24 protein-coding genes are annotated in these 24206 nt (G+C 64.0%); 16 read left to right on the plus strand and 8 right to left on the minus strand.

Going from position 1 to position 24206, the window contains the following annotated elements; all coding sequences use genetic code 11:
• Window positions 1–196: 196 nt before the first annotated feature.
• Both CLU91_RS17595 and CLU91_RS17600 read right to left on the minus strand, forming a co-directional pair.
• Window positions 197–1339, minus strand: a complete 1143-nt coding sequence (locus tag CLU91_RS17595) for a hypothetical protein (protein ID WP_157814726.1) — start codon at window positions 1337–1339, stop codon at window positions 197–199.
• Window positions 1340–1412: 73 nt separating this feature from the next.
• Window positions 1413–2342 carry a LysR substrate-binding domain-containing protein gene (locus CLU91_RS17600; RefSeq protein ID WP_100875198.1) on the minus strand — a complete coding sequence of 310 codons (930 nt, stop codon included), beginning with the start codon at window positions 2340–2342 and terminating at the stop codon, window positions 1413–1415.
• Between the two features lie 148 nt (window positions 2343–2490).
• On the opposite strand from CLU91_RS17600, the gene CLU91_RS17605 reads away from it, so the two are divergent.
• Entirely contained in the window at window positions 2491–3720 is a 1230-nt protein-coding gene (locus CLU91_RS17605; protein WP_100875199.1) for an HD-GYP domain-containing protein, read from the plus strand.
• On the opposite strand, the gene CLU91_RS17610 is transcribed toward CLU91_RS17605, so the two are convergent.
• Complete coding sequence (locus tag CLU91_RS17610) at window positions 3717–4763, minus strand: GGDEF domain-containing protein (protein ID WP_100875200.1); 1047 nt, start codon at window positions 4761–4763, stop codon at window positions 3717–3719. The genes CLU91_RS17605 and CLU91_RS17610 overlap by 4 nt on opposite strands.
• 481 nt (window positions 4764–5244) lie before the next feature.
• Between CLU91_RS17610 and CLU91_RS17615 the strand changes: the two genes are divergently transcribed.
• From CLU91_RS17615 to CLU91_RS17680, 14 genes are all read left to right on the plus strand, one after another.
• Complete coding sequence (locus CLU91_RS17615; RefSeq protein WP_100876789.1) at window positions 5245–5427, plus strand: Flp family type IVb pilin; 183 nt, start codon at window positions 5245–5247, stop codon at window positions 5425–5427.
• Window positions 5428–5480: 53 nt separating this feature from the next.
• The gene (locus CLU91_RS17620; RefSeq protein ID WP_100875201.1) at window positions 5481–6014 is read left to right on the plus strand and encodes an A24 family peptidase; all 534 of its coding nucleotides are present in this window, start codon (window positions 5481–5483) and stop codon (window positions 6012–6014) included.
• Window positions 6015–6107: 93 nt separating this feature from the next.
• A complete protein-coding gene (locus tag CLU91_RS17625) occupies window positions 6108–7481 on the plus strand; it encodes an ATPase (RefSeq protein ID WP_100875202.1) in 1374 nt (457 codons plus the stop codon).
• Window positions 7478–8338, plus strand: a complete 861-nt coding sequence (cpaB, locus tag CLU91_RS17630) for a Flp pilus assembly protein CpaB (RefSeq protein WP_100875203.1) — start codon at window positions 7478–7480, stop codon at window positions 8336–8338. The genes CLU91_RS17625 and cpaB overlap by 4 nt, the downstream gene beginning before the upstream one ends.
• An 18-nt stretch (window positions 8339–8356) precedes the next feature.
• A complete protein-coding gene (locus CLU91_RS17635; protein ID WP_100875204.1) occupies window positions 8357–9793 on the plus strand; it encodes a type II and III secretion system protein family protein in 1437 nt (478 codons plus the stop codon).
• Window positions 9794–9809: 16 nt separating this feature from the next.
• The gene (locus CLU91_RS17640; protein ID WP_100875205.1) at window positions 9810–10112 is read left to right on the plus strand and encodes a hypothetical protein; all 303 of its coding nucleotides are present in this window, start codon (window positions 9810–9812) and stop codon (window positions 10110–10112) included.
• Window positions 10102–11541, plus strand: coding sequence for a pilus assembly protein TadG-related protein (locus CLU91_RS17645; protein ID WP_100875206.1), 1440 nt, complete (start codon window positions 10102–10104; stop codon window positions 11539–11541). Before CLU91_RS17640 ends, CLU91_RS17645 begins: the two co-directional genes overlap by 11 nt.
• On the plus strand, window positions 11538–12026 hold the full coding sequence (locus CLU91_RS17650; RefSeq protein ID WP_100875207.1) for a TadE/TadG family type IV pilus assembly protein: 489 nt from the start codon (window positions 11538–11540) through the stop codon (window positions 12024–12026). Before CLU91_RS17645 ends, CLU91_RS17650 begins: the two co-directional genes overlap by 4 nt.
• Window positions 12016–12624, plus strand: coding sequence for a TadE/TadG family type IV pilus assembly protein (locus CLU91_RS17655; protein WP_100875208.1), 609 nt, complete (start codon window positions 12016–12018; stop codon window positions 12622–12624). The genes CLU91_RS17650 and CLU91_RS17655 overlap by 11 nt, the downstream gene beginning before the upstream one ends.
• A gap of 56 nt (window positions 12625–12680) precedes the next feature.
• Window positions 12681–13850 (plus strand): AAA family ATPase, encoded by a 1170-nt coding sequence (locus CLU91_RS17660; protein ID WP_099761020.1) that lies wholly within the window; start codon window positions 12681–12683, stop codon window positions 13848–13850.
• 50 nt (window positions 13851–13900) lie between these two features.
• Window positions 13901–15247 carry a CpaF family protein gene (locus tag CLU91_RS17665; protein ID WP_100876790.1) on the plus strand — a complete coding sequence of 449 codons (1347 nt, stop codon included), beginning with the start codon at window positions 13901–13903 and terminating at the stop codon, window positions 15245–15247.
• An 8-nt stretch (window positions 15248–15255) separates the two neighbouring features.
• On the plus strand, window positions 15256–16233 hold the full coding sequence (locus tag CLU91_RS17670) for a type II secretion system F family protein (protein ID WP_100875209.1): 978 nt from the start codon (window positions 15256–15258) through the stop codon (window positions 16231–16233).
• A 13-nt stretch (window positions 16234–16246) separates the two neighbouring features.
• Complete coding sequence (locus CLU91_RS17675) at window positions 16247–17185, plus strand: type II secretion system F family protein (RefSeq protein WP_100875210.1); 939 nt, start codon at window positions 16247–16249, stop codon at window positions 17183–17185.
• Between the two features lie 11 nt (window positions 17186–17196).
• Window positions 17197–18261 (plus strand): LytR C-terminal domain-containing protein, encoded by a 1065-nt coding sequence (locus tag CLU91_RS17680; RefSeq protein ID WP_100875211.1) that lies wholly within the window; start codon window positions 17197–17199, stop codon window positions 18259–18261.
• A gap of 54 nt (window positions 18262–18315) precedes the next feature.
• Here CLU91_RS17680 and CLU91_RS17685 read toward each other — a convergent pair whose 3' ends face one another.
• Window positions 18316–19314, minus strand: coding sequence for an EDSAP-1 family PEP-CTERM protein (locus CLU91_RS17685; protein ID WP_100875212.1), 999 nt, complete (start codon window positions 19312–19314; stop codon window positions 18316–18318).
• Between the two features lie 212 nt (window positions 19315–19526).
• On the minus strand, window positions 19527–19901 hold the full coding sequence (locus CLU91_RS17690; RefSeq protein ID WP_071079861.1) for a hypothetical protein: 375 nt from the start codon (window positions 19899–19901) through the stop codon (window positions 19527–19529).
• A gap of 160 nt (window positions 19902–20061) precedes the next feature.
• On the opposite strand from CLU91_RS17690, the gene CLU91_RS17695 reads away from it, so the two are divergent.
• Complete coding sequence (locus CLU91_RS17695) at window positions 20062–20373, plus strand: hypothetical protein (RefSeq protein ID WP_100875213.1); 312 nt, start codon at window positions 20062–20064, stop codon at window positions 20371–20373.
• Between the two features lie 14 nt (window positions 20374–20387).
• On the opposite strand, the gene CLU91_RS17700 is transcribed toward CLU91_RS17695, so the two are convergent.
• The 3 genes from CLU91_RS17700 to CLU91_RS17710 all read right to left on the minus strand — a co-directional run bounded on the left by CLU91_RS17700 (window position 20388) and on the right by CLU91_RS17710 (window position 23847).
• Window positions 20388–20594: a dodecin gene (locus CLU91_RS17700; protein WP_034753599.1), complete on the minus strand. Its 207-nt coding sequence runs from the start codon at window positions 20592–20594 to the stop codon at window positions 20388–20390.
• A 148-nt stretch (window positions 20595–20742) separates the two neighbouring features.
• Window positions 20743–21951 carry a hypothetical protein gene (locus CLU91_RS17705; protein ID WP_100875214.1) on the minus strand — a complete coding sequence of 403 codons (1209 nt, stop codon included), beginning with the start codon at window positions 21949–21951 and terminating at the stop codon, window positions 20743–20745.
• Between the two features lie 15 nt (window positions 21952–21966).
• Window positions 21967–23847, minus strand: a complete 1881-nt coding sequence (locus CLU91_RS17710; protein WP_100875215.1) for a methyl-accepting chemotaxis protein — start codon at window positions 23845–23847, stop codon at window positions 21967–21969.
• Window positions 23848–24206: the final 359 nt, after the last annotated feature.

Consider the following 24206-nt stretch of genomic DNA (forward strand, 5'->3'; position numbering starts at 1 on the left):
CACCCGGTAAGGCGCGCGCTGTGCAGACGGGATGGCCGCGTATGGGCGGCACATAACTATTTTAAATTTAAAATAGTTAATGGGGTCAGTGTAGAACGACTGAGGGGAAGGGGCAAATACGCTTTGACGATGGGGGTATAAGAAAAAATGATGGCCTGCCTTGCGCCGCAAGACAGGCCATGCATGCAGGGCACGCTTAGGGTTGCGTCCATTGCAGCTTGCGTGCGCGCAAGGGATAGGCCACTGGCGTCAACTCTGGCAGCAGGGCATTGAGCGAGTCTTGCGCCAGTTCCAGGGCTTTTTGGGGGCTGATTTCATTGATAGCGATAGTGCTGAAGATAGCGTTATCAAAGCTCAGGTAAACGGGAGGCCCATTTTCCTTGATATCGAAGGTCTTGCGGTCTTTGTAGAAGGCGATTTCGTACGTGCCCGGCGGCAGTTCCAGCGCCACATGGGTCCTGGAGTCATTATAGTAAGAGGTTTTTTTCGCGCGGCCCTGCAGATGGCTGGCCTCGATATTATAGAATTTCCTGCCACTGTCGAATTTCTCGCTATCCACTGTTTCTTGCGGCATGCGGTTAAAGAAGATCAGATTGGCTTTTTTGTTGAGTGCCGTGCCCGCCTGCCCTGGCACATTCGACGGCTCGAGGGCGGTCGTACGGCGCATGCCTTGTTCCTCGGCTTGTTGCACGGTTTTGCGCTCAATGATCGCGTTCAGCGTAATGGAGACGTGCAGTGGCCCTATACGATTTGCCTCTTTGACATCGTAGCTGAGTCCCTTCATCGCGGCGCGTGTCGTTTCGATGGAATGCCAGATCGTTTTGGCTGCAACCCGGTCGTATACCACCGTTTCAATGAGCATGACGAGGCTGGAGTAGCAGCCAAAGCTATTGCATTTTCCTAGCGTGGTATCTGCATATTTCCAGTCCACCAGAGCCACGTAGCGCCGCCCCGTCGTGCCGGCAGGCAGTCCCTGCACGGTGTCGAGGATGGATGGCTGCTTGAACGCGGGCGGCATGGGGACGAAGGCGAATTCTTCTTTCGGATCCTTGGCAGCGTCGACATAGGCACGGCAAGCCCAGCTTTTGAACAGGGACGTGTTGTCCGACGAGACGATGGTGCCCCAGGTACTTTCATGGGTCTTGGGCGTGCAACTTTCCGGCGCAATAAATACCACCACCTCGACTTCTTTTCTTTCGATGGGCTGCGCAACGTCGCTGAGCAGTACTTCGCGCAGGGGAAATTCGGATTGAGGGCGGGCGGCTTGGGCGCCTTGCATCAAGAGCAGCAGGGCGGTGCCTGCCGCCAGGCAGCGCAAGGAAGTGGTAAGCAAAGACATGATGATGATGGTGAAATGAACAGACCATCATTTTATTTCTTTTGAGAAATTATTGCTGGAAAAATAATGCTCGTTACAGCACGTGCGCGCCCACCCAGCGCCCGCTGCCGCACAGCTCGGCGGCCACTTGCAGCACGAGGTGCTTCACGGCGTTGCCCGCGTTCGTCAGCGGTATGTTTTTTGACGCGCACAGGGCCACCGTGCGCGACAGCACGGGGCTGTGGATGGCATAGCTGCGCATGGCGCCGCTGTCGAGTTCGGCCAGCAGGGGAGCGGCCGGCAGGATGGTGGCGCCCATGCCGGCCAGGATGGCCGATTTCAGAATGGCGATCGAGTTGATCTCGATCACGTTCACCGTCTCCAGGCCCAGTTCGCGCGCGCGGCTGTCGATGCGCGGGCGCACGCCATGCTGCAGACCCGGCAGGATCAGGGTGGCGCTCAACGCTTGCGGGAACGACACGGCATGGCCGGCGGGCGCGAACGGCGAATCGCTGCGGCAGATAAAACGCATTTCTTCTTCCACCAGGGGGCTGCAGGCAAACGGCGTGAGCTGGCCATCGTCGAACAGCACGGCCAGGTTGATGCGGCCCGATCTGAGCTGTTCATTGAGGTTGCCCGTGATTTCTTCCGTCAGTTGCAGGGTGATCTCGGGATAGCGTTCGCGCGCGGCCAGCAGCAGAGGCAGGGCCAGCGCGCCCGATATGCTGTGCGGCAAGCCCAGGGTGACATTGCCGGACGGGCGCGTGGCGCTTTGCGTCACGGCCGAGCGGGCATCGGCCACCTGTTTCAGGATCGCTTGCGCGTGTTCGTAAAACACCTTGCCCGCGTCCGTGCTGAGCACGCCCTGGGCCGAGCGGTGCAGCAGCTGTACCCCAAGTTCTTCTTCCAGCTGGCGCAGCTGCTGCGTCAGGGCCGGCTGCGCCACATGCAGGATCAGGGCCGCGCGCGACAGCGAGCCGTGGTCAGCGATGGCAACAAAGTAGCGTAATTGGCGCAGTTCCATGGGTCCCAAGAGCGGTGCGTTGAGTGTGCGGTGATCGGAAAAACAGCATGTTGCGCCGCAGCGCCGAACGCGGCCAGCAGAATAACAATTTTGTTATACTCATTCTAGCGCCTTCGGTGCTCCAGACGCGTACTTGTGGGATGACAGCATGCTCAAGAAAGTTGATTCGTCTCAATTAAAAGTGGGCATGTATGTCCATGACCTCAGCTGCGACTGGATGACCCATCCGTTCGTGCGCAACCGTTTCCTGTTGCGCAGCGACGATGAAATCCGCAAGATCGTGCAAGCCGGCATCCACGACGTGGTGATCGACAGCGGCAAGGGCCTCGATGTGCAGGATGCGCCCACCGTGGCGCAGGCGCGGGCCGAGACGGAACGCGAACTGGTGCAGATCGCCGCGGCGGCGCCGCAGGTGGTCACGCGCGTGTCGCTGGGCATGGAACTGGCGCGCGCCACGCAGGTGCGGCGGCAGGCATCGAGCCTGGTGCGCACGGTGATGGCCGATGTACGCCTGGGCAAGGCCGTCGAGATCGACCGCGTGCAGCACACGGTGCAAGATATTACCGAATCGATTCTGCGCAATCCCGGCGCCCTCGTCGGCTTGCTGCGCATCAAGAACAAGGACGACTACACCTTCCTGCACTCCGTCAGCGTGTGCGCGCTGCTGGTGGCGTTTTGCCGCTCGCGGGGCGTCGATGGCGCCACCACGCACCAGGCCGGCCTGGGTGGCTTGCTGCACGACACGGGCAAGGCGCTGGTGCCCGACAGCGTGCTGAACAAACCCGGCCCCCTGACGCCGGATGAATTTTCCCTGATCAAGCGCCATCCGCGCGATGGCTACGATATCCTGTGCCGCTCGCCCGAGCTGGGCGCCATTCCCCTCGACATCGCCTTGCACCACCATGAGCGGCGCGACGGCAGCGGCTATCCGGACCAGCTGGCCGGCGACGCCATCAGCGAGCTGGCGCAGATGGCCGCCATCGTCGACGTGTATGACGCGCTGACGTCCGACCGCAGCTACCACAAGGGCATCGCCGCCGCCGAAGCCCTGCGCAAGATTTATGAGTGGAGCAAATTCCATTTCAACCCCGTGTTCGCGCAGGATTTCATGCGCTGCGTGGGCATTTATCCGGTGGGTACGATGGTGATGCTGGAATCGGGCCGCCTGGCCGTCGTCGTCGAAGCGCACGAGAGCAATCTGCTGGCGCCGAAGGTGAATGTGTTTTTCAGTACGAAGAGCAATGCCTACATCAAGCCCGAGACGGTCGACCTGTCGCGCGGCTTCGGCTTCGGCGGCGGCGACAAGATCGTCGGCCATGAGTCGGCTGCCAAGTGGCAGGTCGATCCCATGCGCTTTTTATCGCTGGCGGATGCCTAGAAGAATTCCGCCGTATCGTTCGAGGCGATGGTCGTTAATAAGCCTTTTGCCACCAGCTCGTCATAGTGGCACGCCAGGTTGCGGCCATGGCTTTTCGCGTAGTACAGGGCCTGGTCGGCGCGGCCGAGAATGATGACGGGCGCCTCATAGGCGTTGATGCTGACGAAGCCCACGCTGACGGTGACTCTGCCCACTTGCGGGAAGTCGTGCGCTTCGACATTGGTGCGGAAGCGGTCGATGATCTTCTGCGCATTGTCCAGGGTGATCGAGCGCAGCAGCACGACGAATTCCTCGCCGCCGAAGCGGAAGATGCGGTCTTGCGAGCGGAACGACGATTGCAGCTGGTTGGCGATCAGGATCAGCACTTCATCGCCATACAGGTGGCCAAATTTATCGTTGACCAGTTTGAAATGATCGACGTCGATCACGGCCAGCCATTGCCGTTCCGTGTCCGTATGGTGGCGCCGTTCTTCATCGATAGGACGCGGCCTCTCCGCTTCCGGGTCGCCGCGGCTTTGCAGGATCTTCGCCAGCTGGTCGTCGAAGGTCTTGCGGTTCAACAAGCCGGTGAGCGAATCGCGTTCGCTGTAGTCGAGCAGGTTCTGGAAATTGCGGTACACGCTGACGATGCCGCCGATCACCTGGATGGTGGCGCCCGTGTAGGGCGTGGGGTTGGTGATTTCCAGGCAGGTGGTGACCTGGTCGCCGATCCAGATGGGCAGCCACAGCAGGTGGCGGCCGTCGGTGCACAGGGTATCGGCGCTCGCTTCATGGCGCTTGATGCAGGCGGCCAGGGCCGGATAGTCGGACAGCGGTTCGCCAGGCAGCGACGGGTCGGGATTGTCTTCCATGCGGGCCACGCTGCCCGCCACGATGATGGCCCGCGACCGCACGAACACCTGGCCACGCACGCTGGTCAGTGCCAGCACACGGGTTTGCGACGCGGCAGCGAGCTCCTGAACCGCCGAGATCACGGAGATGTCGAGCATCGTGTGGTCGCGGTGCCCGGTCATGTCCACCATGTGTTTCAGTAGGGAATCCATTGTCGTTCTCTGGAAAGTAGTCACACAAGTGTCGTCATAGCAGCATTGCATCAAGCAAGAGCATGTTCGCGTCCGTCTACAAGAAGCCAAGATTTATTTGGTGGCATGACGCTCTTTACCGCAGGGCGAGAGGCCTTTCCAAAGAAGAGCTAAGCAGGATAATGTCTTTTTGCCTAATAGGCAATTAACGTATGCAATATTTCATGTAAATACATGATATTCATGCACTGCGTTGCAAAAAACTTGCCTTGACGAAGACTTTCAATCTTGATCGCAACAATTGTTTGCGTCCGCCGTCATTTCAACAAGGTTTGATAATTTCCATATGGAAACTTGTGGCGCGTCAATTTGCCAAATGATGGACGCTTTATAGTCAATGCAATGGCGCAGAAATTTACGGCCGGAAACATATTAGCAGGAATGGGCAATGTTTCACACCCGATTGCGCCAGGGACTTGTGATTCACTTTTGGGAGCTTGTCATGCATACCTTCCTGTCGGCAGTACAGCAGTTTGTCCAAGATGAGGACGGGATTACGGCAATCGAGTACGGCTTGATTGCGGCCTTGATGGCGACCGCCATCACGGCCGGATTCTTGCTGATCAAGACCAACTTGCTGAACGTCCTCACCGAAATTTCGTCGAACCTGGTGTTGACGCCCTAAGCGGGTGCCCGCTGCTGGCCGGCCGGCAGCGGGTTTTTTTCGGGAGGTATGCCATGCCTGCAACTGCCTTGTGCGACCTGCTGTTGTTGTGTTTTGTGATGGGGGCCGCCGTCAGTGATTTGATCCAACGCAAGATTCCGAATTGGCTGGTGCTGTCCGGCATCCTCGCCGCGCTGGCCTTGCACCTGTGGCTGTGGCCGCAAAGCGTGCCATCGTTGTGGCTGGGTGGCATGGCGATGGGTTTCTTCCTGTTTCTACCTTTATATGCGCTGCGCGGCATGGCCGCCGGCGACGTCAAGTTGATCGCCATGGTGGGCGCCTTTGCCGGCCCGTGGCCCGTGCTGCAGATCTGTTTCGCCACCTTTGTGCTGGGCGGCCTGATGGCCGTGCTGATGATCACGTACCAGGGCAAGTGGCGCGCCTGCCTGGGCAATCTGCGCCAGCTGCTGTGGCCGATGATCGCGCGCATGGCCGGCATACCCCTGGTGCCTAACGCACTGGGCAGCGGCGCCAGCGTGGGCAACATGCCGTACGGCCTGGCCATTGCCTTGGGCTGTCTGGTGGTGCAAGGGCGACATTATTTCTGATTGTTATTTATTGCTCTGAATCAATGGGCGCCAGTCCCCGCTGGCTAGAATGAATTCTGTTCAATGCAGTCTTAACCGGCTTGGAGACACAGGATGACCGAGGTCGACTATTCCATGAGCACCGAGAGTGCGCCGCGCCCCGCCGACGCGAACCTGATGCCGCCCTTGCCGCCGCAGCCGAAGAGCTTGCGCGAAACGGGCCTGGAGCGGCCGCTGGTGGTTGAACTGATCGCCAAGCTGATGTTTGTGAGCGGCAAGACGCACCTGTCCGCCATGACGACGCGCTTGCGCCTGTCGATCAATGTCTTGCGCGAAGTGCTCGATTTCATGGTGGCCGAGCAGATGGCCGAGGTGGCCTGGCGCGGCGAATCCGAGATCGACGTGCAGTATCAGCTGACGGGCGCCGGCAAGCAGCGCGCCAGCGCCTTCCTTGAGCGCTGCGCATATATCGGCGCCGCGCCCGTCACACTGGAAGCGTACCGCGCCATGGTGGCGCGCCAGTCGTGGCTGGTACAGGAACAGCGCGTCGGCAGCGACGACCTGGCCGCCGTGCTGGGCAGCGCCCATGCGGGACCGGGCGTGCTCGACGTGGTCGGCGCTGCCCTGCATTCGGGGCGCTCGCTGCTGCTGTACGGTCCGCCCGGCAGCGGCAAGTCGACCCTGGCGCTGCAACTGGGCCAATTGTTGCACGGCCTCGTCGCCGTGCCGTACGCCATCGTCATCGGCCAGGACATCATTCAATTGTACGATCCGGCGCAGCACCTGCCGCCCGCGCCGCAGCATGTCAGCCATGCGCGCCAGGCGCTGGAGCGGCGCAGCACGGATATCCGCTGGGTGTTGTGCCAGCGTCCCGTGATTCACGTGGGCGCCGAGCTCGACGCGGGCATGCTGGAGCTGCGCCATGACGCCAGCGGCGGCTGCTACCAGGCGCCGCCCCATGTGCGGGCGAATAACGGCATGCTGATCATTGACGACCTGGGCTGCCAGCGCCTGGGTGCGCAAGAATTGCTGACGCGGCTGATGCAGCCGCTGGCACGCGGCAGCGACCAGCTGGGTCTGCCCGGCGGGGTGCAGATCAGCGTGCCGTTCGACAATGCCCTGGTGCTGGCCACGAACGTGGCGCCGGGCGAGCTGTTCGATCCTGCCTTGCTGCGCCGCATCGGCTACAAGGTGCAGGTGGGCCCGCTGGCCGAGAACGCCTATCGTGCCCTGTTCCGCCAGCAATGCCGTCTGGCCGGCATGGCCATCGACGAGCTGGCCCTGAATCACCTGCTGCAGCTGCATGGCGCGCAGGGACGGCCCTTGCTGGCCAGCTATCCTGCTGAATTGCTGGCGCGCATAGGCGACTTTGCCGGTTTTGCCGGCTGCGAAGCGCGCCTGACGGTGGCCGCCCTGGAACAGGCCTGGAGCAGCCTGTTTGCCAGTTGCGACATGCCGGCCGCCAGCCTGTGCGAGCGTATCGCATGAAGAACCGGCGCGCCCTCCTGATGATGGGTCTGGCTGTGGTGCTGGGCTTGCTGGCCGTGTTGCTGGCCTCGCACTGGCTGCTGCGCCAGACGCCGGCCGGCAAGGGCAAGATCGTCGTCGCCGGCAGCGATGTCAACCTGGGCCAGCGCCTGACGCCCGAGATGCTGCGCCTGGCCGAGTGGCCGGCGGAAAGCTTGCCGCAAGGCGCGCTGCAAGACCCGGCGCCACTGGCGGGACGGGTGCTGAAAACGAGCGTGCTGCGCGGCGAACCGCTGAGCGAAGCCAAGCTGGCACCGGTGGGCACCCTGGGCGGCCTGTCGGCCCTGATCACGGAAGGGCGGCGCGCCATCACCGTGCGCGTCAACGACGTGATCGGCGTGGCCGGCTTTGCCTTGCCGGGCAACTATGTCGACATCATCGTGAGTACCCAGCAAGATACCGGCGACCGCGCGTTTCCGCAAAGCCGCAACATTTCCAAGATCGTGCTCGAACGCATCCTGGTGCTGGCCGTGGCGCAGGAAGTGGGGCGCGATGAGACCAAGCCGCGCGTGGTCAATGCGGTGACCCTGGAAGTGACGCCGGACCAGGCGGAAAACCTGGACCTGGCGCGCAGCGTGGGCAGCCTGTCGCTGGTGCTGCGCAACCAGGTCGACCCGCAGCCGGGCGTGACGGCGGGCGCCACCAAGCTGACCTTGCTGGGCGGGCCGCATGAAGCCGAGCCTGCTCCCGCTCCTGCCGCTGTCCCCGTGCTTGCCGTGGCGCCGCGTCCGGTGCGTGTGGCGAAGGCAGCGCCGGAAGCGGCGCGCCAGTGCAGCGGCGTCATCGACGGGACGCGCCAGTCGCGCGAATGTTTTTAGCCAACCATGGACACGCTCATGAACCGCGCTCTGCTGACACTATGCTGCCTGCTGTTGCCGCTTGCCGGCGCGGCGGCCGATCCTGGCCCGCGCTGCGGCGGCGAAGCGGCGACACCCGGCAAGCTGCAGCTACAGGTGGGCAAGTCGAGCATGCTGCGCCTGCCTGAGGCCGTGCAACAGCGCAGCGTCGGCAATCCCGCCGTGCTGCAAGCCATGCTGGTCGCCCCCGATACCTTATATGTGGTCGGTGTCGACGTGGGCAGCACGAATATGATCATCCAGGGCAAGAGTGGCGTGTGCAGCGTGGTGAACGTCAGCGTCAGCATGGACCCGGCCGGCTTGCAAGCGACCCTGGCGGCCCTGATGCCGGAAGAAAAAGCCATCCGCGTGACGGCCGTGGCCGATACCCTGGTGCTGTCGGGCACGGTGCAGGATGCGGGCGCCGTGCTGCGCGCCGTCGAGCTGGCGCACGCTTATGTGCGTCGTGCAACATCGCCGCTGGCGCTGCCCAAGCCCGCCGATGGCGCCGCCATGCCGGCGGCGGCCACGGCGTCCGCTGGCGGCACGGGTGGCGCGAACAGCCGCGTCATCAACATGCTCGACGTCAGTGCGCCGCAGCAAGTGATGCTGGCCGTGCAGATCGCCGAAGTGTCGAAGTCGCTGCTGGAACGGCTGGAAGTGGGCGCCACCCTGCGTTTTGCATCCGGCAGCTGGGCCACCACCTTGCTGTCGAATTTCTTGAGCGGCACGGCCAATGGTTTGCTCGACGTGCGCAAGTCGAATGGCCGCCAGCAACTGACCATCGAGGCGCAGAAACAGGATGGCCTGGTGCGCATCCTGGCCGAGCCGACGGTGATGGCGATCAGCGGTCAGGAAGGCAGTTTTCTGGCGGGCGGCAAGATCTTCATTCCCGTCGGCCAGGACAACAACAAGATCACGCTGGAAGAACGCGAGTATGGCGTCGGCCTGCGCTTCACGCCGACCGTGCTGTCGGGCGGGCGCATCAATTTGAAGGTGGCGCCGGAAGTGTCGGAACTGTCGCGCGAAGGAGTCGGCATTTCCGCCGCCGGCGTCAGCGGCCGTTCGATCCTGCCCGTCATCACCACGCGGCGCGCTTCAACCACGGTGCAGTTGTACGACGGCCAGAGCTACGCAATCGGCGGCCTCATCAAGAACAACCAGGTGAGCAACATCACGGGCGTGCCCTGGCTCAGCGAAGTGCCCATCCTCGGCGCGCTGTTTCGCAGCACGGATTTCCAGCATGACCGCACGGAATTGCTGTTCGTCATTACCGCGCACCTGGTCAAACCGTTGCCGGCGGACGCCGTACTGCCGACGGCGCAGCTGGCGCCCCCTTCGCGCACGGACTTGATGTTGGGCGGCAAGATGGAAGGCACGCTGGCGCCGCCGTCCGTGCCGCCACCGCGCGCGGCCAACGGTTTCGAGCTGAAATGAGACGGGGAGAGATGCCATGCCGAACTCGCTTTTGATGTCGCTGCGGCGCCTGGCGGCGCTGCTGCTGGTGCTGCAGCTGGCCGCCTGCGCGCACGGCAGCACGCCGCAGCTGGACCGGCGCTTCGGCGACGCCGTGCGCCTGGCCATGGCGCAGCAGGTGCGCGATCCGGCCAGCGCCGGCAATCGCACGCCGGCCGATGGCCTCGATGGCCCCAGCGCGCACGCCGTCATGCAGCGCTACCGCGCCTCGTTTGCCGAACCGAACAGCCAGGCGCCGCAGCCGGTGCAATTCATGCTGGGAGGCGGCAATGGCAAATAGACGCGAGCGCCAGCGCGGGGCGATGCTGATCGCCTTTTCCATCCTGCTCATCGTGGTACTGGGCTTTATTGGCCTGGCAATCGATGTGGGGCAGGTCATCGGCCGCAAGACGGAATTGCAGAACCTGGCCGACAACGCGGCGCTGGCGGCGGCGCCGGAACTGGTGGGCACGGCCGCCGGACTGGCCAATGCCGTGGAGAAAGCCAAGCTCAGCGCAGCCGGGCAGAGCGCATATCGGCGCCGCACGCAGGGCGCCATTCTGTCCGACGAGAGCATCCGCTTTGCCAGCGCCTTTGACGCGCCGGCCAGTGCGTGGCAGGTGGGGGCGGCGGCCGATCCCGCCACGGCCCTGTTCGTGCGCGTCGATACGCGCGACAACACGCCGTCGCTGGGCACGGTGGCGACGGCCTTCCTGGGTGCCTGGTCGCCGGCGCTGCGCACGCTCGACACGGGCGCGCGCGCCGTGGCGGGCCGCACCAGCCTGCGTCTGACGCCGCTGGCCATCTGCGCATTGTCGTCGGCGCCGGCCAGCCTGCGCACGAATGCGGGGCCGCCCGAGCGCAAGGAAGCGCTGGAATACGGCTTTCGCCGCGGCGTCGCGTATGACCTGTTCCATCTTAATCCGCATGGGGCCGCGCCCGAGCACTTCGTGCTCAACCCGCTCGGTCCGCTGGGCGCGCTCGGCCCGTCGGCGCAGGTGAGCGACGCCGCCGTGGCGCCGTTCATCTGCAGCGGCAGTGTGCTGCACACGGCCATCGGCGGCGCGGCCATCCATGCGCACCGTCCGTTCCCCACCGGCTTGTGGCCGGCATTCAACGCCCGCTTCAACCAGTATGCGGGCAGCGGCTGCCATCCGCTGACGGCGCCGCCCGACGTGAACATCCGCGTCTTTCCCAACGCGGCGGCGAACTGGTGGATGAATATGCCGTCCGCTTCCAGCGCCGCCTCCAGCGGCGGCAATCCCCTGCTGTCCGTGGCCGACCTGCCGCCAGCTGCCGCCGGGGTGCCTGCCTCCATTTCCGCTGCCAGCTATGGTCCCTTGTGGTCGTTCGCCAAGGCGGTGCAATACGCCAGTCCCAAGCCACCCGGCGATTTTGTCGCCTTTCCCAACAGCGCCTGGAACAGCCTGTATCCAGGCTTGCCCGGCGCGCCTGCCAGCAACAGCTTTTATCCCGCCAGCGGCACGCCCTATCTGGCGCTCGCCTTCCAGACCGCGCCCGTGGGCAACACGGGCGTGGCGCAGCGGCGCGTGCTCAACATCGCCTTGCTGGCGTGTCCCTTGCCGGCCGGCAGCGATGTGCTGGCCAATGTGCTGGCCATCGGTCGCTTTTTCATGACGGCGCCGGCCAGCAGCGCCATGCTCAGCGCCGAATTTGCCGGCGTGGTGCCGGAGCAGGCGCTGGCCGGCCCGGCGGAGCTGCTGCAATGAAGGCGCCATGCCGCAAGTCGTGGCCACGCCGCCAGGACGGCGTGGCCGCCATCGAGCTGGCGCTGATCTTGCTGTTTTTCATGGGCTTGCTGCCCGTGGTGCTGCTGTTCGGCCGCGTGCTGCTGGCTTATACGACCATGCAAAAAAGCGCGCACGATGCGGCGCGCTATATGGCTACCCTGCCGCTGCCGCAGATGGGCAACATCGGCACGGCAAACCAGGGCGTGGCGTTTTCCCGGCAGATGGTGCTCGATGCAATGGTGGAAACCTGGCCGCAAATGGAGACCAGCAGGATCAGCGTGGAATGCGTGTATACCGACGATTCCTATGCCTGCGGCAGCTTTGCCAGCAAGCCGCAGCAGGTGCGCGTCAAGTTCGCGACCAACATGCCGATCGACTTTCTGCCCGACCTGTTGAGCAAGTGGCTGCCGCAGATGACATCGATACCGTTGCGTGCCAACGCGACCTTGCGCTATGAAAATTGACCTGCACAGGGGGCGCCGGCGCCAGGGCGGCGTGTTCGCCGTCGAATTCGCCATGCTGGCGCTGCTGTTCTTTCTCTTCCTGTTCGCCATGCTGGAAGTGGCGCGCGCCGTGTATCTGTGGAATATGGTGCATGAGATCACCCGGCGCGCCGCACGCGGCGCGGCCGTCACCGATTTCAGCAATGCAAGCGCGCTGCAGGCCGTGCGCGCGCACGCCGTGCTGCGCGCCACGCCGGGCGTGCTGCCGCTGGGTGGTGGCATCAGCGATGCGTATGTGCGCATCGATTATCTGTCGCAGTCGAGCAGCGGCGCCGCGCTGGCGGCCGTGCCTGTGACGGTAATGCCGGGCTGTCCGCAACGCAACCGCATCAATTGCCTGGACGATCCGCATGGCGCCAGCTGCATCCGCCTCGTGCGCGCGCGCCTGTGCGTGCCGGGCGATGGGGCGCGCTGCGAGCGCGTGCCCTACCGGCCCGTCCTGCCGTTGCTGGGGATGATGTTTCCCTCCGGCGCCGCGGCCGTGCGTTTGCCCAGCGGAACCACCATGGCGGTGGCCGAGTCGCTGGGCTATCCGGACAACCCGAATTTCTGTCCCTGAACGCCGCCAGACGGTGGCAGCCGACTGTGTTGACCTGAAAGAAGCGAGGAAGTGCGATGAAAGCCTTGATGATTAGCCGTGACGCCAGCTTGCACGAAGAAATCGCCGCGCAAGGTGCGGCCCGCATGCCCGTGCTGCGGCTGCTGGAGCGGCGCAGCGGCCTGCGCGACGCCGTCGAGCGCATGCTGCCCGAAGCGCCCGAGCTGGTGATCGTCGACGCCAGCGGCCTTGACGCCGAGGAGGCGGACTTGCTGGAGCGCCTGGCGCGCCAGTATCCGCTGGCCGTGCTGATGCTGCTCACGCGCGGCCAGCAGCAGGATGTGCTGATCCGCGCCATGCGCGCCGGCATGCGCGAAGTGCTGCAGCTGCCGCTGGTGCACAAGGCCTTTCACGAGGCGATGGACCGGGTCGATATCCAGGCCGGCGTGACGCAGATGCGTGACGGCAAGGTGCTCGCCTTCATTTCGTGCAAGGGCGGCAGCGGCGCCACTTTTCTGTCGACGAATTTTTCCTACGCGCTGGCCAGCCTGGCCGGCTGCAAGGTGCTGCTGATCGACCTGCACGGCCAGTTCGGCGACGCCACTTTGTATGTCTCGGACCAGAAGCCGGCCATGACGCTGTCCGATATCTGCGCGCAGATCGCGCGCATGGATGGCGCCTTTCTCGCCTCGTGCCTGGTGCACGTGACGCCGAACTTCGGCGTGCTGGCGGCGGCCGACGACCCCGCGCACAAGGTCGACATGCAGCCCGAGCACATGGACCGCATCCTGGCCGTGGCGCGCCAGCATTACGACTACATCGTGCTCGACGTGGGGCGCCAGATCGATGCGCTGTCGCTGCGCGCGCTCGACAACGCCGACGCCATCTACCCGGTGCTGCAGCTGGCCCTGCCCGACATCCGCGACGGGCGCCGTTTGCTCGACATCTTCCGCTCGCTCGGCTATCCGGGCGAGCGCCTGCGCCTGATCGTCAACCGCTATGAAAAGGGCGGGCGCTTGCGCCTGGCGGACCTGGAGCAGGCGCTGGGCGCGGAAGTGGTGCACACGGTGCCCAACGATTACATCGCCGCCACGGACTCCGTCAACCAGGGCATTCCGCTGCTGCAGCTGTCGCGCACCAGCGCCGTGGCGCGCAGCCTGGCCGAACTGGTGGAACTGGTGACGGCGCGCCGCGTGACGGAAAGCCGCGGCCTGTTCGACCGGTTATTCAGCCGCAGCGAGGCCTAGGACAGCAATCGATGTCAAGGCTCCCGCCGGGAGCCATCATGGGAGCCGAGATGACTTTACGCGAACGCCTGGCGGCAAATGAAACGGTGCGCCCCGCCACGAATGGACAAGGGGCGCTGGCGCTGCACGCCTATCAGGAACTCAAAAAAACCATGCACCAGACGATACTCGACCGTATTGACCTGGAACGGTTAAAGCGCCTGACGGCAGAGCAGTTCAAGCACGAGCTGGCGCTGCTGGTGCAGCGCGTGATCGAGGAAGAGCGCATCGTGCTGAACCAGCATGAGCGGCATAGCCTGGTGCTCGACATCCAGCACGAGATGCTGGGCTTTGGCCCGCTCGAACCCTTGCTGGCCGACGCCAGCGTATCCGACATCCTCGTCAATACCTGCGACAAGGTGTATGTCGAGCGGGGCGGGCGGTTGCAGCTGACGGACGTGACCTTCCACGACAATGCGCACCTGATGAAGATCATCGAAAAGATCGTCTCGCGCGTGGGACGGCGCGTCGACGAATCGAGTCCGATGGTCGACGCGCGCCTGCCGGACGGTTCCCGTGTCAACGCCATCATTCCGCCGCTCGCCGTCGATGGCCCGATTTTATCGATCCGGCGCTTTGCCGTGCAGCCTTTGACGATCGCCAACCTGCTCGACTACAAGAGCCTGACGCCGCCCATGGTGCAGGTGCTGCAGGCGCTGGGCCAGGCCAAGGTCAACATCCTGATCTCGGGCGGCACGGGCAGCGGCAAGACGACCTTGCTCAACGTGCTGTCCGGCTTCATTCCCGGCAGCGAGCGCATCGTCACCATCGAGGATGCGGCCGAACTGGCGCTGCGCCAGCCGCACGTGGTGCGCCTGGAAACGCGCCCGCCGAACATCGAGGGCAAGGGCGAAGTGAGCCAGCGCGCGCTGGTGCGCAATGCGCTGCGCATGCGCCCCGACCGCATCATCCTGGGCGAGGTGCGCGGCGCCGAGGCGCTCGACATGCTGCAGGCGATGAACACGGGCCATGAGGGTTCGCTGGCGACCATCCACTCGAACACGGCGCGCGACGCGCTGGCGCGGCTGGAAAACATGGTCGGCATGGCCAGCGTGAACCTGACGCCGCGCGCCACGCGCCAGCAGATCTGTTCGGCCGTGACGGTGGTGATGCAGGTGTCGCGCCTGACGGACGGCGCGCGCAAGCTGGTCAGCCTGCAGGAGGTGACGGGGATGGAGGGCGACATCATCGCCATGCATGAAATCTTCCGCTTCGAGCAGACGGGCGTCGATGCCGACGGCAAGGTGCTCGGTCACTTTTGCGCCACGGGTGTGCGGCCCCGCTTCACGGAACGCCTGCGCATGTTTGGCGCGCCGGTGCCCGATAGTGTTTTTGATCCGGACCGCATCTACGAATAGGAGGCAGCATGGACCTGGTCTTTTACGGCTTTGCCGTGCTGCTGTTTGCCGCCTGCATCCTGATGGTGGAAGGCGCCTGGCTGTGGTGGTCGGGCACGCATGGCAGCGCGGCGCGGCGCATCAACCGGCGCTTGCGGCTGATGGCGGCGCGCGGCGAGGCGGGCGGCGAGCGGGTCTCCATCCTCAAGCAGCGCCGCTATGCGCGTGCACCCGGTCTCGAGCGCTGGCTGCGGCGCCTGCCGCAGGCGGCAAAGCTCGACCACCTGCTGCTGCAATCGGGCTTGTCCTGGTCGGTGGCGCAATTCATCGGCGTCACGGGGGCATTGTTGCTGGCGGCCTTGCTGCTGTTGGCGGCTTGGTCCATGCCTTTTCCCGGCACCTTGCTGCTGCTGGCCAGCGCCGTGAGCGGACCGTGCCTGTTCGTGCTGCGCGCGCGCGCGGCGCGGTTGAAAAAGATCGAGGCGCAATTGCCGGAAGCGGCCGATTTCCTGGCCCGCGCGCTGCGCGCCGGACACTCGTTTTCGAACGTGCTGCAAATGGTGGGCGATGAACTCAATGAGCCGATCAGCGGCGAATTCAAGATGGCGCATGAAGAGATCAATTACGGCGTGCCGATGAACGAGGCGCTGCAAAACCTGGCCGCGCGCATTCCGCTGACGGACTTGCGCTATCTCGTCATCGCCGTGCTGGTGCAGCGCGAATCGGGCGGCAATCTGGCCGAAGTGCTGGTCAGCATCGCGCGCATCATCCGCGCCCGTTTGAAACTGCTGGGACAGGTGCGCGTGCTGTCGGCCGAGGGGCGCATGTCGGCCTGGGTGCTGGGACTGATGCCGGTGGTGATGATCGGCGTCATGGCGCTGGTCAACCCGCAGTACATCCGCCTGCTGTGGACCGATCCCAGCGGCATCAAATTGCTGTGGTACGCGGCCGGCATGGTGGCGCTGGGTGTAGTCTGGATGCGCAACGTCATCCGTATCAGGATATAAAACAGGAGGTCGCATGAGCGGTGCACAACTGCTGTTTCTCGTGATCGTCTTTGCCGTGGTGGTGGCGCTGGCGCTGCTGGCGTGGCTGATCTTCTTTCCCGGCACATTGCGCCAGCGCCTGTTCGGCGCCACGGCGCCGGCGGCCAGCGATGTGGTGGCCGACTCTGGCTGGGTGGAGCGGGTGGCGCGGGTGGCGCAGCCGTTCAGCAAGCTGTCGCTGCCGGAAGAGGGCTGGGAGCGCTCGCCGCTGCGCACGCGCTTCATGAACGCGGGCTGGCGGCAAGCGAGCGCACCGGCCCTGTATTTTGCGGCGAAGACCGTGCTGGCCCTGCTGTTTCCCACCGTGCTGGGGCTGTACGCGGCCAGCGCCATGGCGGCGCAGCTGCGCAGCGTGCTATTGCTGCTGCTGTGCGTCAGCGCCACCGTCGGCTATTACCTGCCAAACCTGGTGCTGGCCAGCACGGCCAAGCGGCGCCAGCGCGACATTTTTGAAAACCTCCCAGATGCGCTCGACTTGCTGACCGTCTGCGTGGAAGCGGGCCTGAGCCTGGAGCGCGCACTGGTCAAGGTATCGGGCGAGATCCACATCAAAAGCGTGGTGCTGGCGCAGGAATTGCAACTGGTGCTGATGGAAATGCGCGCCGGCTTTTCCAAGGAAAAGGCGCTGCGCAACCTGGCCTTGCGCAGCGGCGTGGAAGATGTCGATACCCTGGTCGCCATGCTGATCCAATCGGAACGCTTCGGCACCAGCATGGGCGATTCACTGCGCGTGCATTCGGAAAACCTGCGTGGCAAGCGCAGCCTGCTGGCCGAGGAGGCGGCGGCGAAGATCGCCCTCAAACTGCTGTTCCCGCTGATATTTTGCGTCTTTCCCACCCTCATGCTGGTGCTCATGGGGCCGGCCGTGATCGAAGTGTATCGCGTGCTCGTGCCGGCCATGGCCAGCCGCTGAAAGGAGTCACCATGCGCTTGACGCTCTCCCGCCTGGCCGTCGCCTGTGCCTGCCTTGGCCTGACTGCCTGTACCACGCAACTGGCGCATGCACCGCTGCCGCAGTGGCCTGACGCCGATGCCGCCTATGCGGCGGGGCGCCAGTACTTTGACGCGGGCGACCTGCCTGCCGCGCAAGCGGCGTATGAGCAAGCCTTGCACGCCGCGCCGCGCCACGTGAATGCGCGCAACGGCCTGGCCGTGCTGCATGCGCAGCGCGGTGAACACGATGCGGCGATCGCCCATTGGCTGGCCTTGACGCAGGAGGCGGGCACGCCGCAGCCGCGGCAGGCCTATCTGTTCAGCAATCTCGGCCATGCCTATTATTTAAGCGGACGCGATGCGCAAGCGTTGCCTGTGCTGGAACAGGCCTGTCTGCTCGACCCGCTCAATGCGCTGGCCTGGCAGCACCTGGCGCAGGTACTCGAACGGCTGGGACAGCACGCGCGCGCCGCCCTCATGCGGCGCCAGGCGGCCAGCTTGCAGGAACACGACTTGCGGCGCGACATGGCCTTGTTGCGCGCCGAGGCGCCGCCGAAGCTTGTGCCCGTACCCGAGTCGTTGCCGGAGGCACCCGCCATGGCGCGCGTGGAGATCACGCAGAGCGATGGCATGGCCCAGCTGCAGCGCGTGCCGGCAGCGGCGCGCAGCGTACCCGTCGCAGTGCCCGAGCGGCCCATGCCGGCGGCGGCCGCGCCGCGCCCGCGCCTGGAAATTGTGAATGGCAACGGCGTGCCGGGCATGGCCGCCGCGCTGGCGCGCAGCCTGGCCGGCGGTCCCGTGCAAGTGGTGCGCCTGACCAATGAAACCAGCTTCCAGGTGGCGCGCACGCACGTCGAATACCGGCCCGCGCAAGAGCAGGCGGCGCGCCAGCTGGCCCGCCAGCTTGGGATGCAGGTGCAGAGCCAGGCCGCCGACTGCCCTGCCAGCGAGCTGCGCCTGGTACTGGGGCGCGACCTGAGCGACCCCGCCATGCTGCACCGCTATTATCTGCAGCAGTTGCAACTGGCGCGCCAGGCACTGGCACGGCTCGGTTAGCAGGTTTTTTGTCGGCATAAAACACGCGGCGCCTTTGCGGGCGCCGCGTGTTTTTCATGCGGCAGCTTGCTTCGGCTGGCGGCGCGTAAAAGCCAGGGCGGCCAGTCCCGTGCCCAGCAGGAACAGGGTGCCTGGCTCCGGTACTTGCAAGGGATCGATGACGACGATGTCGGTGCGCGTGGACTTGGAAAAGTTCAAGGTATAGCTGCCGGCGGGCAGGGCGAAATTCGAGGTCAGGGCAAACATCGCAAAGCCGTTCGTGAAGGCGCGCCCGGTGGCCGGGTCGTTGGTGCCGGCCGTCATGTTCAGGCTGAACGGATCCATGCTGCCGGCCGTATGGTTGCCATTGACGTCGCTGCCATTGTTGGCGTCGCCATCGGGCGCGAACTGGAAGAGTACGCCATCGGCATTCGCGTTCGACAGGCAGCCGGCGGGACTGGCGGCATTGCACGAGATATTGAAGATATCCATGATCGACACGTTCGACTTGTCGCCCATGGTCGTCACGCTGGTGCGCAAGTCGCGCCGCCCCATGAAGCTGAAGGTGATGAAGCCGGCGCTCGACAGGGTCAGGTTGACGGAACCGGTGAGCGTGTCGCCGGCCGTGGAGGACGCTGCTCCCACCGTGTCGCGCTGGGCTTCGGAGACGGCACGCACCGTGGCGCCGCCATTGAGCATATTGCCGAAGGCGTGCGCATCGCCGCGCGCGAATTCCAGGGTGGAACTGGGACTGGGGGCGTAGTGATTCTGCGGCAAGCCGCTGCAGCCGCCCCCCGAACACACTTGCAGCACGTCGGCGTTGGCGGTCGGCCCCGTATTGACGGCGCGCGGATTGACGGCTGCGCCACCTTCGAAGAAGGCGCTGTCGCTGGCATTGCGGTTGGCGCCGGCCAGCGACAAGCTGCCGGCACTGGTGGTGATGCGGAAATTGTTCAACTCATTGACGGCCAGGCCGTACGCGCCGGCCTGCGCCTGGCCGCTGGCCAGCAGGCTTGCCGCCGCCAGTGCGCCCAGCCAGCCGAGGGTCTTGTTTCGTGTGTGATCGACGTTCATCGCAGCCTCTTATCGTGGTCAGTCTCGGGAAATCCGGGGGGACAAGGAATCCAGAATGACTTGCCTGGATTCATCTCGTAGACAGGGATAAGCAGCTTGCGTGCCACTTAAAAAAAGTATATTGAATCAAGTACTTGCCTAAAGCGGGCTGAACTGGATGAGGTCAACTGTAAGAAAGGCCGACGCCGCTTGACGGGCGGCGTCGGCCAGCCTCAGGTACCGCGGTGATAGCCCAGGTGGCCACCCGAATTGCTTGCGCAACCGCAACCGATGCGCGCCACTTCCTCGCCTTCCGTCAATTTCCAGTTGGTAATGGTCGTGTGCTGCCAGTCGATGTCGCTTTTCTTGACAGGTTTGACCGTCAAGGTGCGTTGTTCCACATCCGTGTATTCCATCAGCTCCTCGTCGTCGGCGATGTCGAAATGGCGGTGGATCAGGGAAATGCCGAAGCGGTCGAGTGCGCCATAGCGCTGCAGCACGTCGCGCAATTCGCGAAAGCAGGCCAGATCCGCGGGCAGCAGCGGGTCGACGGCGGAAATATCGGCAACGGGTTGCCATTGCATGGCATGGATGTTCAGGCTGTGCATGATAGGCTCCTGTGCCCCGTGATGAGTGGCCCAGGCTGCCGGAGGGGCGCCGGCACGCCTGGCGAAATACCCATCGTGGCCGCAAAGCTGGTGCGGCGCTTGCGCCAGATCAAAGGTGCGCACATCGCATCTCGTCCGACATTGCCCGGTAAAATAGGCCATGGCAAACAAAACTCCCACCTTTCCCGGCGCGCGCACGGGCCGCGGCCAGGTCCTGGCAGTGCTGCTGTCCAACCGCGACCAGTCCGGCGCCGAACCGCTGCAAGGCCGCGTCTCTCTGGCCGCCATCGTGAAGGCGCTGAAACGCAAATACCACTGGCCCATCGAGACGCACAGTTTTCCCGCGAATACGCAAGATGGCCGCGCCAGCTGGGCAACGGTATATAGCTTGCCGGAAAAGGTGATCGAGGCCGCGCTGGAGGCCGGCGGCCGCGAGTGGCTGGAAAGCCGGGGAGCGGGCGGGCGGCGGTGAGTTGCCGCCTTACCCTATTCGAGCCGGAAGCCGACCTTCAGCGTGACCTGGAAGTGCGCCACCTTGCCATCGACGATATGGCCGCGCGATTCCGTCACTTCATACCAGTCCATATGCTTGACCGTGAGCGCCGCCTTGGCAATGGCATCGCGTATGGCCTGATCGCTGCTCTCGGTCGATGTGCCGACCAGCTCGATGAGCTTGTAAGTGTGTGCGGACATGATGTTTCCCCAGGTAGGCAAGCCAGACATCGGAAAGTTGTTCTTCGCCAGCAAGTGCCCATAGTGCGCCTAAATGCGGCAGACGTCATTGCGCGGTGCAGCAATGCAATGGCCATGGACCCTTGGCCACGTCAGCAAGATTGCCCGCTCAGAAATAATACCCCGCCTGTAAATTGATCCTGCGCGTGTAGCCATCGTGCCGAAGGGAGGTCGACGCCAGCCCGCCTGCGTCCGGCGACAGATACGGGTGATGCTTGCCCAGCATGAAGTCGGCGTAGAACACCCATTTCCCCGATGAAAAACTCAGTCCGCTAACGTTCTGCACCGAACTTTTGTAGTTGCCGACACGTTTGCGCAGGATGCTGTAGTCGTTATACAGCTTGAATCCGCCAAGCGGGCCCAGTGTGCCAGGGATGTCGTAGCTGAGGTTGGCGATATAGATATCGCCCTTGGCTGCCACCGGGTAGGGATAACCGAATGCGCCCAGGATGACGAAGCTGTTCGGGTCGAGCCCGCCGTAGGTCTGGGTCACGCCGTGGCTGGTGCCATAGCTGTAGCGCAAGGCTTCCAGCATGACATTCCAGGGCCCCATGCCGCCCCGGTAGTGCAGCGCCACCGCATTGCGGCGGGTATCGCGCCCTTCGCTGCGGGTGTCGTTACGTATCGTGCCGGTCAAGGCGGACAAGCCTACTTCATGCTGGCCTGAACTGCCGACGTGGGCAACGACGCGGCCCGTGAAGGTATTGCGTTCGTGGTCGCGCTGGCCGGTGGCAAACCCCTGCCGGTCGTCATCGGGCACGATATTGTACGAGTAGCGGTTCGAAGCCCCGGCGGTATTGCCGCCGCCGCCATAGGAACCCCCGTCACGCGGATAAAAGCCCAGCTGCCACTCGACGGGGCCGGGTGGGCTGGCGTAGGTCACGCCGAGATCGTACTTGTCCTCGAAACCGGTGTAGAAGGCCATCGACTCGTAAAAATTATTCGACGCAAACGGCTGCAGCCCGAACGGATTTTTCACCAGGCCCGCTTGCACGGTGCTCTTGTCGGCCAGGCGCACACCGACCCAGCCGTGATGCAGGAAGTGCTGCCAATAGCCACCCTGCCCCTTCGGGTACCGGTTGTAGCGGTATTGCGCCGAGCCGATCAGCGTGCCGTCGTCAAAATTGACGTCCAGCCGTGCCGTGTCGAGTCCGACGAAGCCGCTTCGATAGTCGTCCTGCCAGCTCTTGTAGACATAATTGAAACGGATCGCCCCGCCGACGGTCCACGGCGATCCGGCCACTTCCTCGGCCGATACGGCGTTGCACAGCAAGATCAACGCTGCCGCCAGGACGGCGCCACGATAGTTTGCAGACATGGTCAATCTCCCGTGTTAGTGCAGGCGCAGCGCATCGCGCGACCCGGCCTGCGGTACCCGCCCCGATGACGGCAAGGCACTGCCTTCCATCTGCGGCAGCTTGAAGCCTGCGACCACCTCGGCCAGCGCGCTGGCCTGCTGCTGCAGCGATTGCGCAGCGGCGGCGGCTTGCTCGACCAGGGCGGCATTCTGCTGGGTGTTTTCATCCATTTGCGTCACCGCCGTCCCCACTTCGGTGATGCCACTGCTCTGTTCATGGCTGGCACTGCTGATCTGCTTGACGATACCGGCCAGCTGGCGAATGCTGTCGACCACCTCGCGCATGGTCACGCCCGCACTTTCCACCTGCCGGCTGCCTGCGTCGACCTGCGTCACGGAATCGCCGATCAACGCCTTGATTTCCTTGGCCGCTTCGGCCGAGCGGCCGGCGAGCAAGCGCACTTCCGACGCCACGACAGCAAAACCGCGGCCCATTTCTCCGGCCCGCGCCGCTTCCACGGCGGCATTGAGCGCCAGGATATTGGTTTGGAAGGCGATCCCGTCGATGGTGCCGATGATGTCGACGATCTTGCGCGAGGCAATATTGATGTCGCCCATGGTCTGCACCACCTGTTGCACCACCTCGCCGCCACGCCCGGCCACCTGCGTGGCGCTGGTGGCCAGCTGGTCAGCCTGCATGGCGTTTTCGGCGTTCTGCTGGACAGTCGCCATCAGTTGCTCCATGGCGGCAGAGGTTTCTTCCAGCGCGCTGGCTTGCGACTCGGTGCGCATCGACAGGTCATTGTTGCCAGAGGCAATCTCGCCCGATGCTGTCCGTACCGTATCGGACGCTTCGCGGATTTGTAGCAGCACAGTGGCGATCTTGTCGGCGAAACGGTTGAAGGCGCTGGCAATTTGCGTCAGCTCGTCGCGGCCGGACGTATCCATGCGTCGCGTCAGGTCACCTTCCCCCGAAGCAATGTCTTCCAGCGCGTCGCGCACCAGTATCATGCGGCGCAGCTGGCGGCTGACGAACAGCGACATCAAACCGCCGGCAGCAAGCAGGCACAGCACCGTGAGCACGACCGTCACGCGCAGCATCGACCTCAGCGACGCGGTAGCGAGGTCGCGGTCAACCGCCGTCAGCAGTATCCATGGCGTCCCCTCGACCTTGGCGGCATACACCATCTGCGGGGCGCCATCGATCATCACTTCGGCATGGTTATTGCCCGCGACCAGGCGCGCCATCAGCGCGGCGTCGAGGCCGGCTGCCAGGTCGGTGACCGGCTTGAGCGTCAATTCCTTGCGCGCATGCGCCAGGATGGTGTTGTTCGTGCCGTCGACGAGCACGGCAAAACTCTTTTCCGTGGGGTGGATGGCGTTGACTTTCCTGACCACTGAGGTCAGCTTCGCGTCAGCACTGACCACGCCGGCGAGCGCACCGCCAGCCTGCGCGAAAACGGGTTCCACGAAGCTCACGTACAGTTCGCCGGTACCGGCATCGGCATAAGGGGACGTGATGGCGGGGCCACCTGTCGACGCCGCCAGCTTGTACCAGGGGCGCGCCGTGCCATCGAAGTCCGGTGGCACCGTCCATCCGCTGTAGTGAGCACGCTTGTCGCTCAAGGCAAAGCCCACCGAATCCAATGCTCCGGCCTGCCGGGCCGTATCGAGTGCGGGTTGCGGATCCGGCTGGGCCACCGCCACCTTCAATGCGCCCGCAATGCGCTGCTTGTCCTGCACCCACTCGGTCAGCTCACGGGCATACAGGCGCGTGACATCGTTGATCTGCTTGTCCAGCGAAGAGAGGACATTGGTACGCACGCTCACGAAGGTCACAGTCGAGAGGAGAACCAGCGCCACCGCGGCGATGGCAATGGCGATACCGATAAGGCGCGCACGCAGGGTGTGGAACATGGCAACTCCAAAATGGACAAGGGACGCATCGAACAGGAAAAGGCCACGTTTTCGTGCGAGCACGAAGCCTAGATTGAGCTATGCCGGCAATAAACACAGTTAAACTCAGTGCAGCCTATTGCGTCAAGTCAACTAGTTTCATCTCATGGCAACTATCGCAAGAATGTGGTAAAAATGAAAATCTCCGTTTCTTGCCGGCTTCCATTTTCCGCATGGACGCGCGCCGTGGCAGTGCGGTGGTTTCCGCTTTCCTGGATCCGCCGCGTCAACGTAGCCATGTACACGATCGGTGCCAGCTGTGCATTGATCCTGCTGAGTGCAGTTCGAGGTGGAGGCGTTTTTAAAAGAGGAATAACGGA

This window comes from Janthinobacterium sp. 64 (assembly GCF_002813325.1).
Taxonomy (GTDB): Bacteria; Pseudomonadota; Gammaproteobacteria; order Burkholderiales; family Burkholderiaceae_D; genus Janthinobacterium.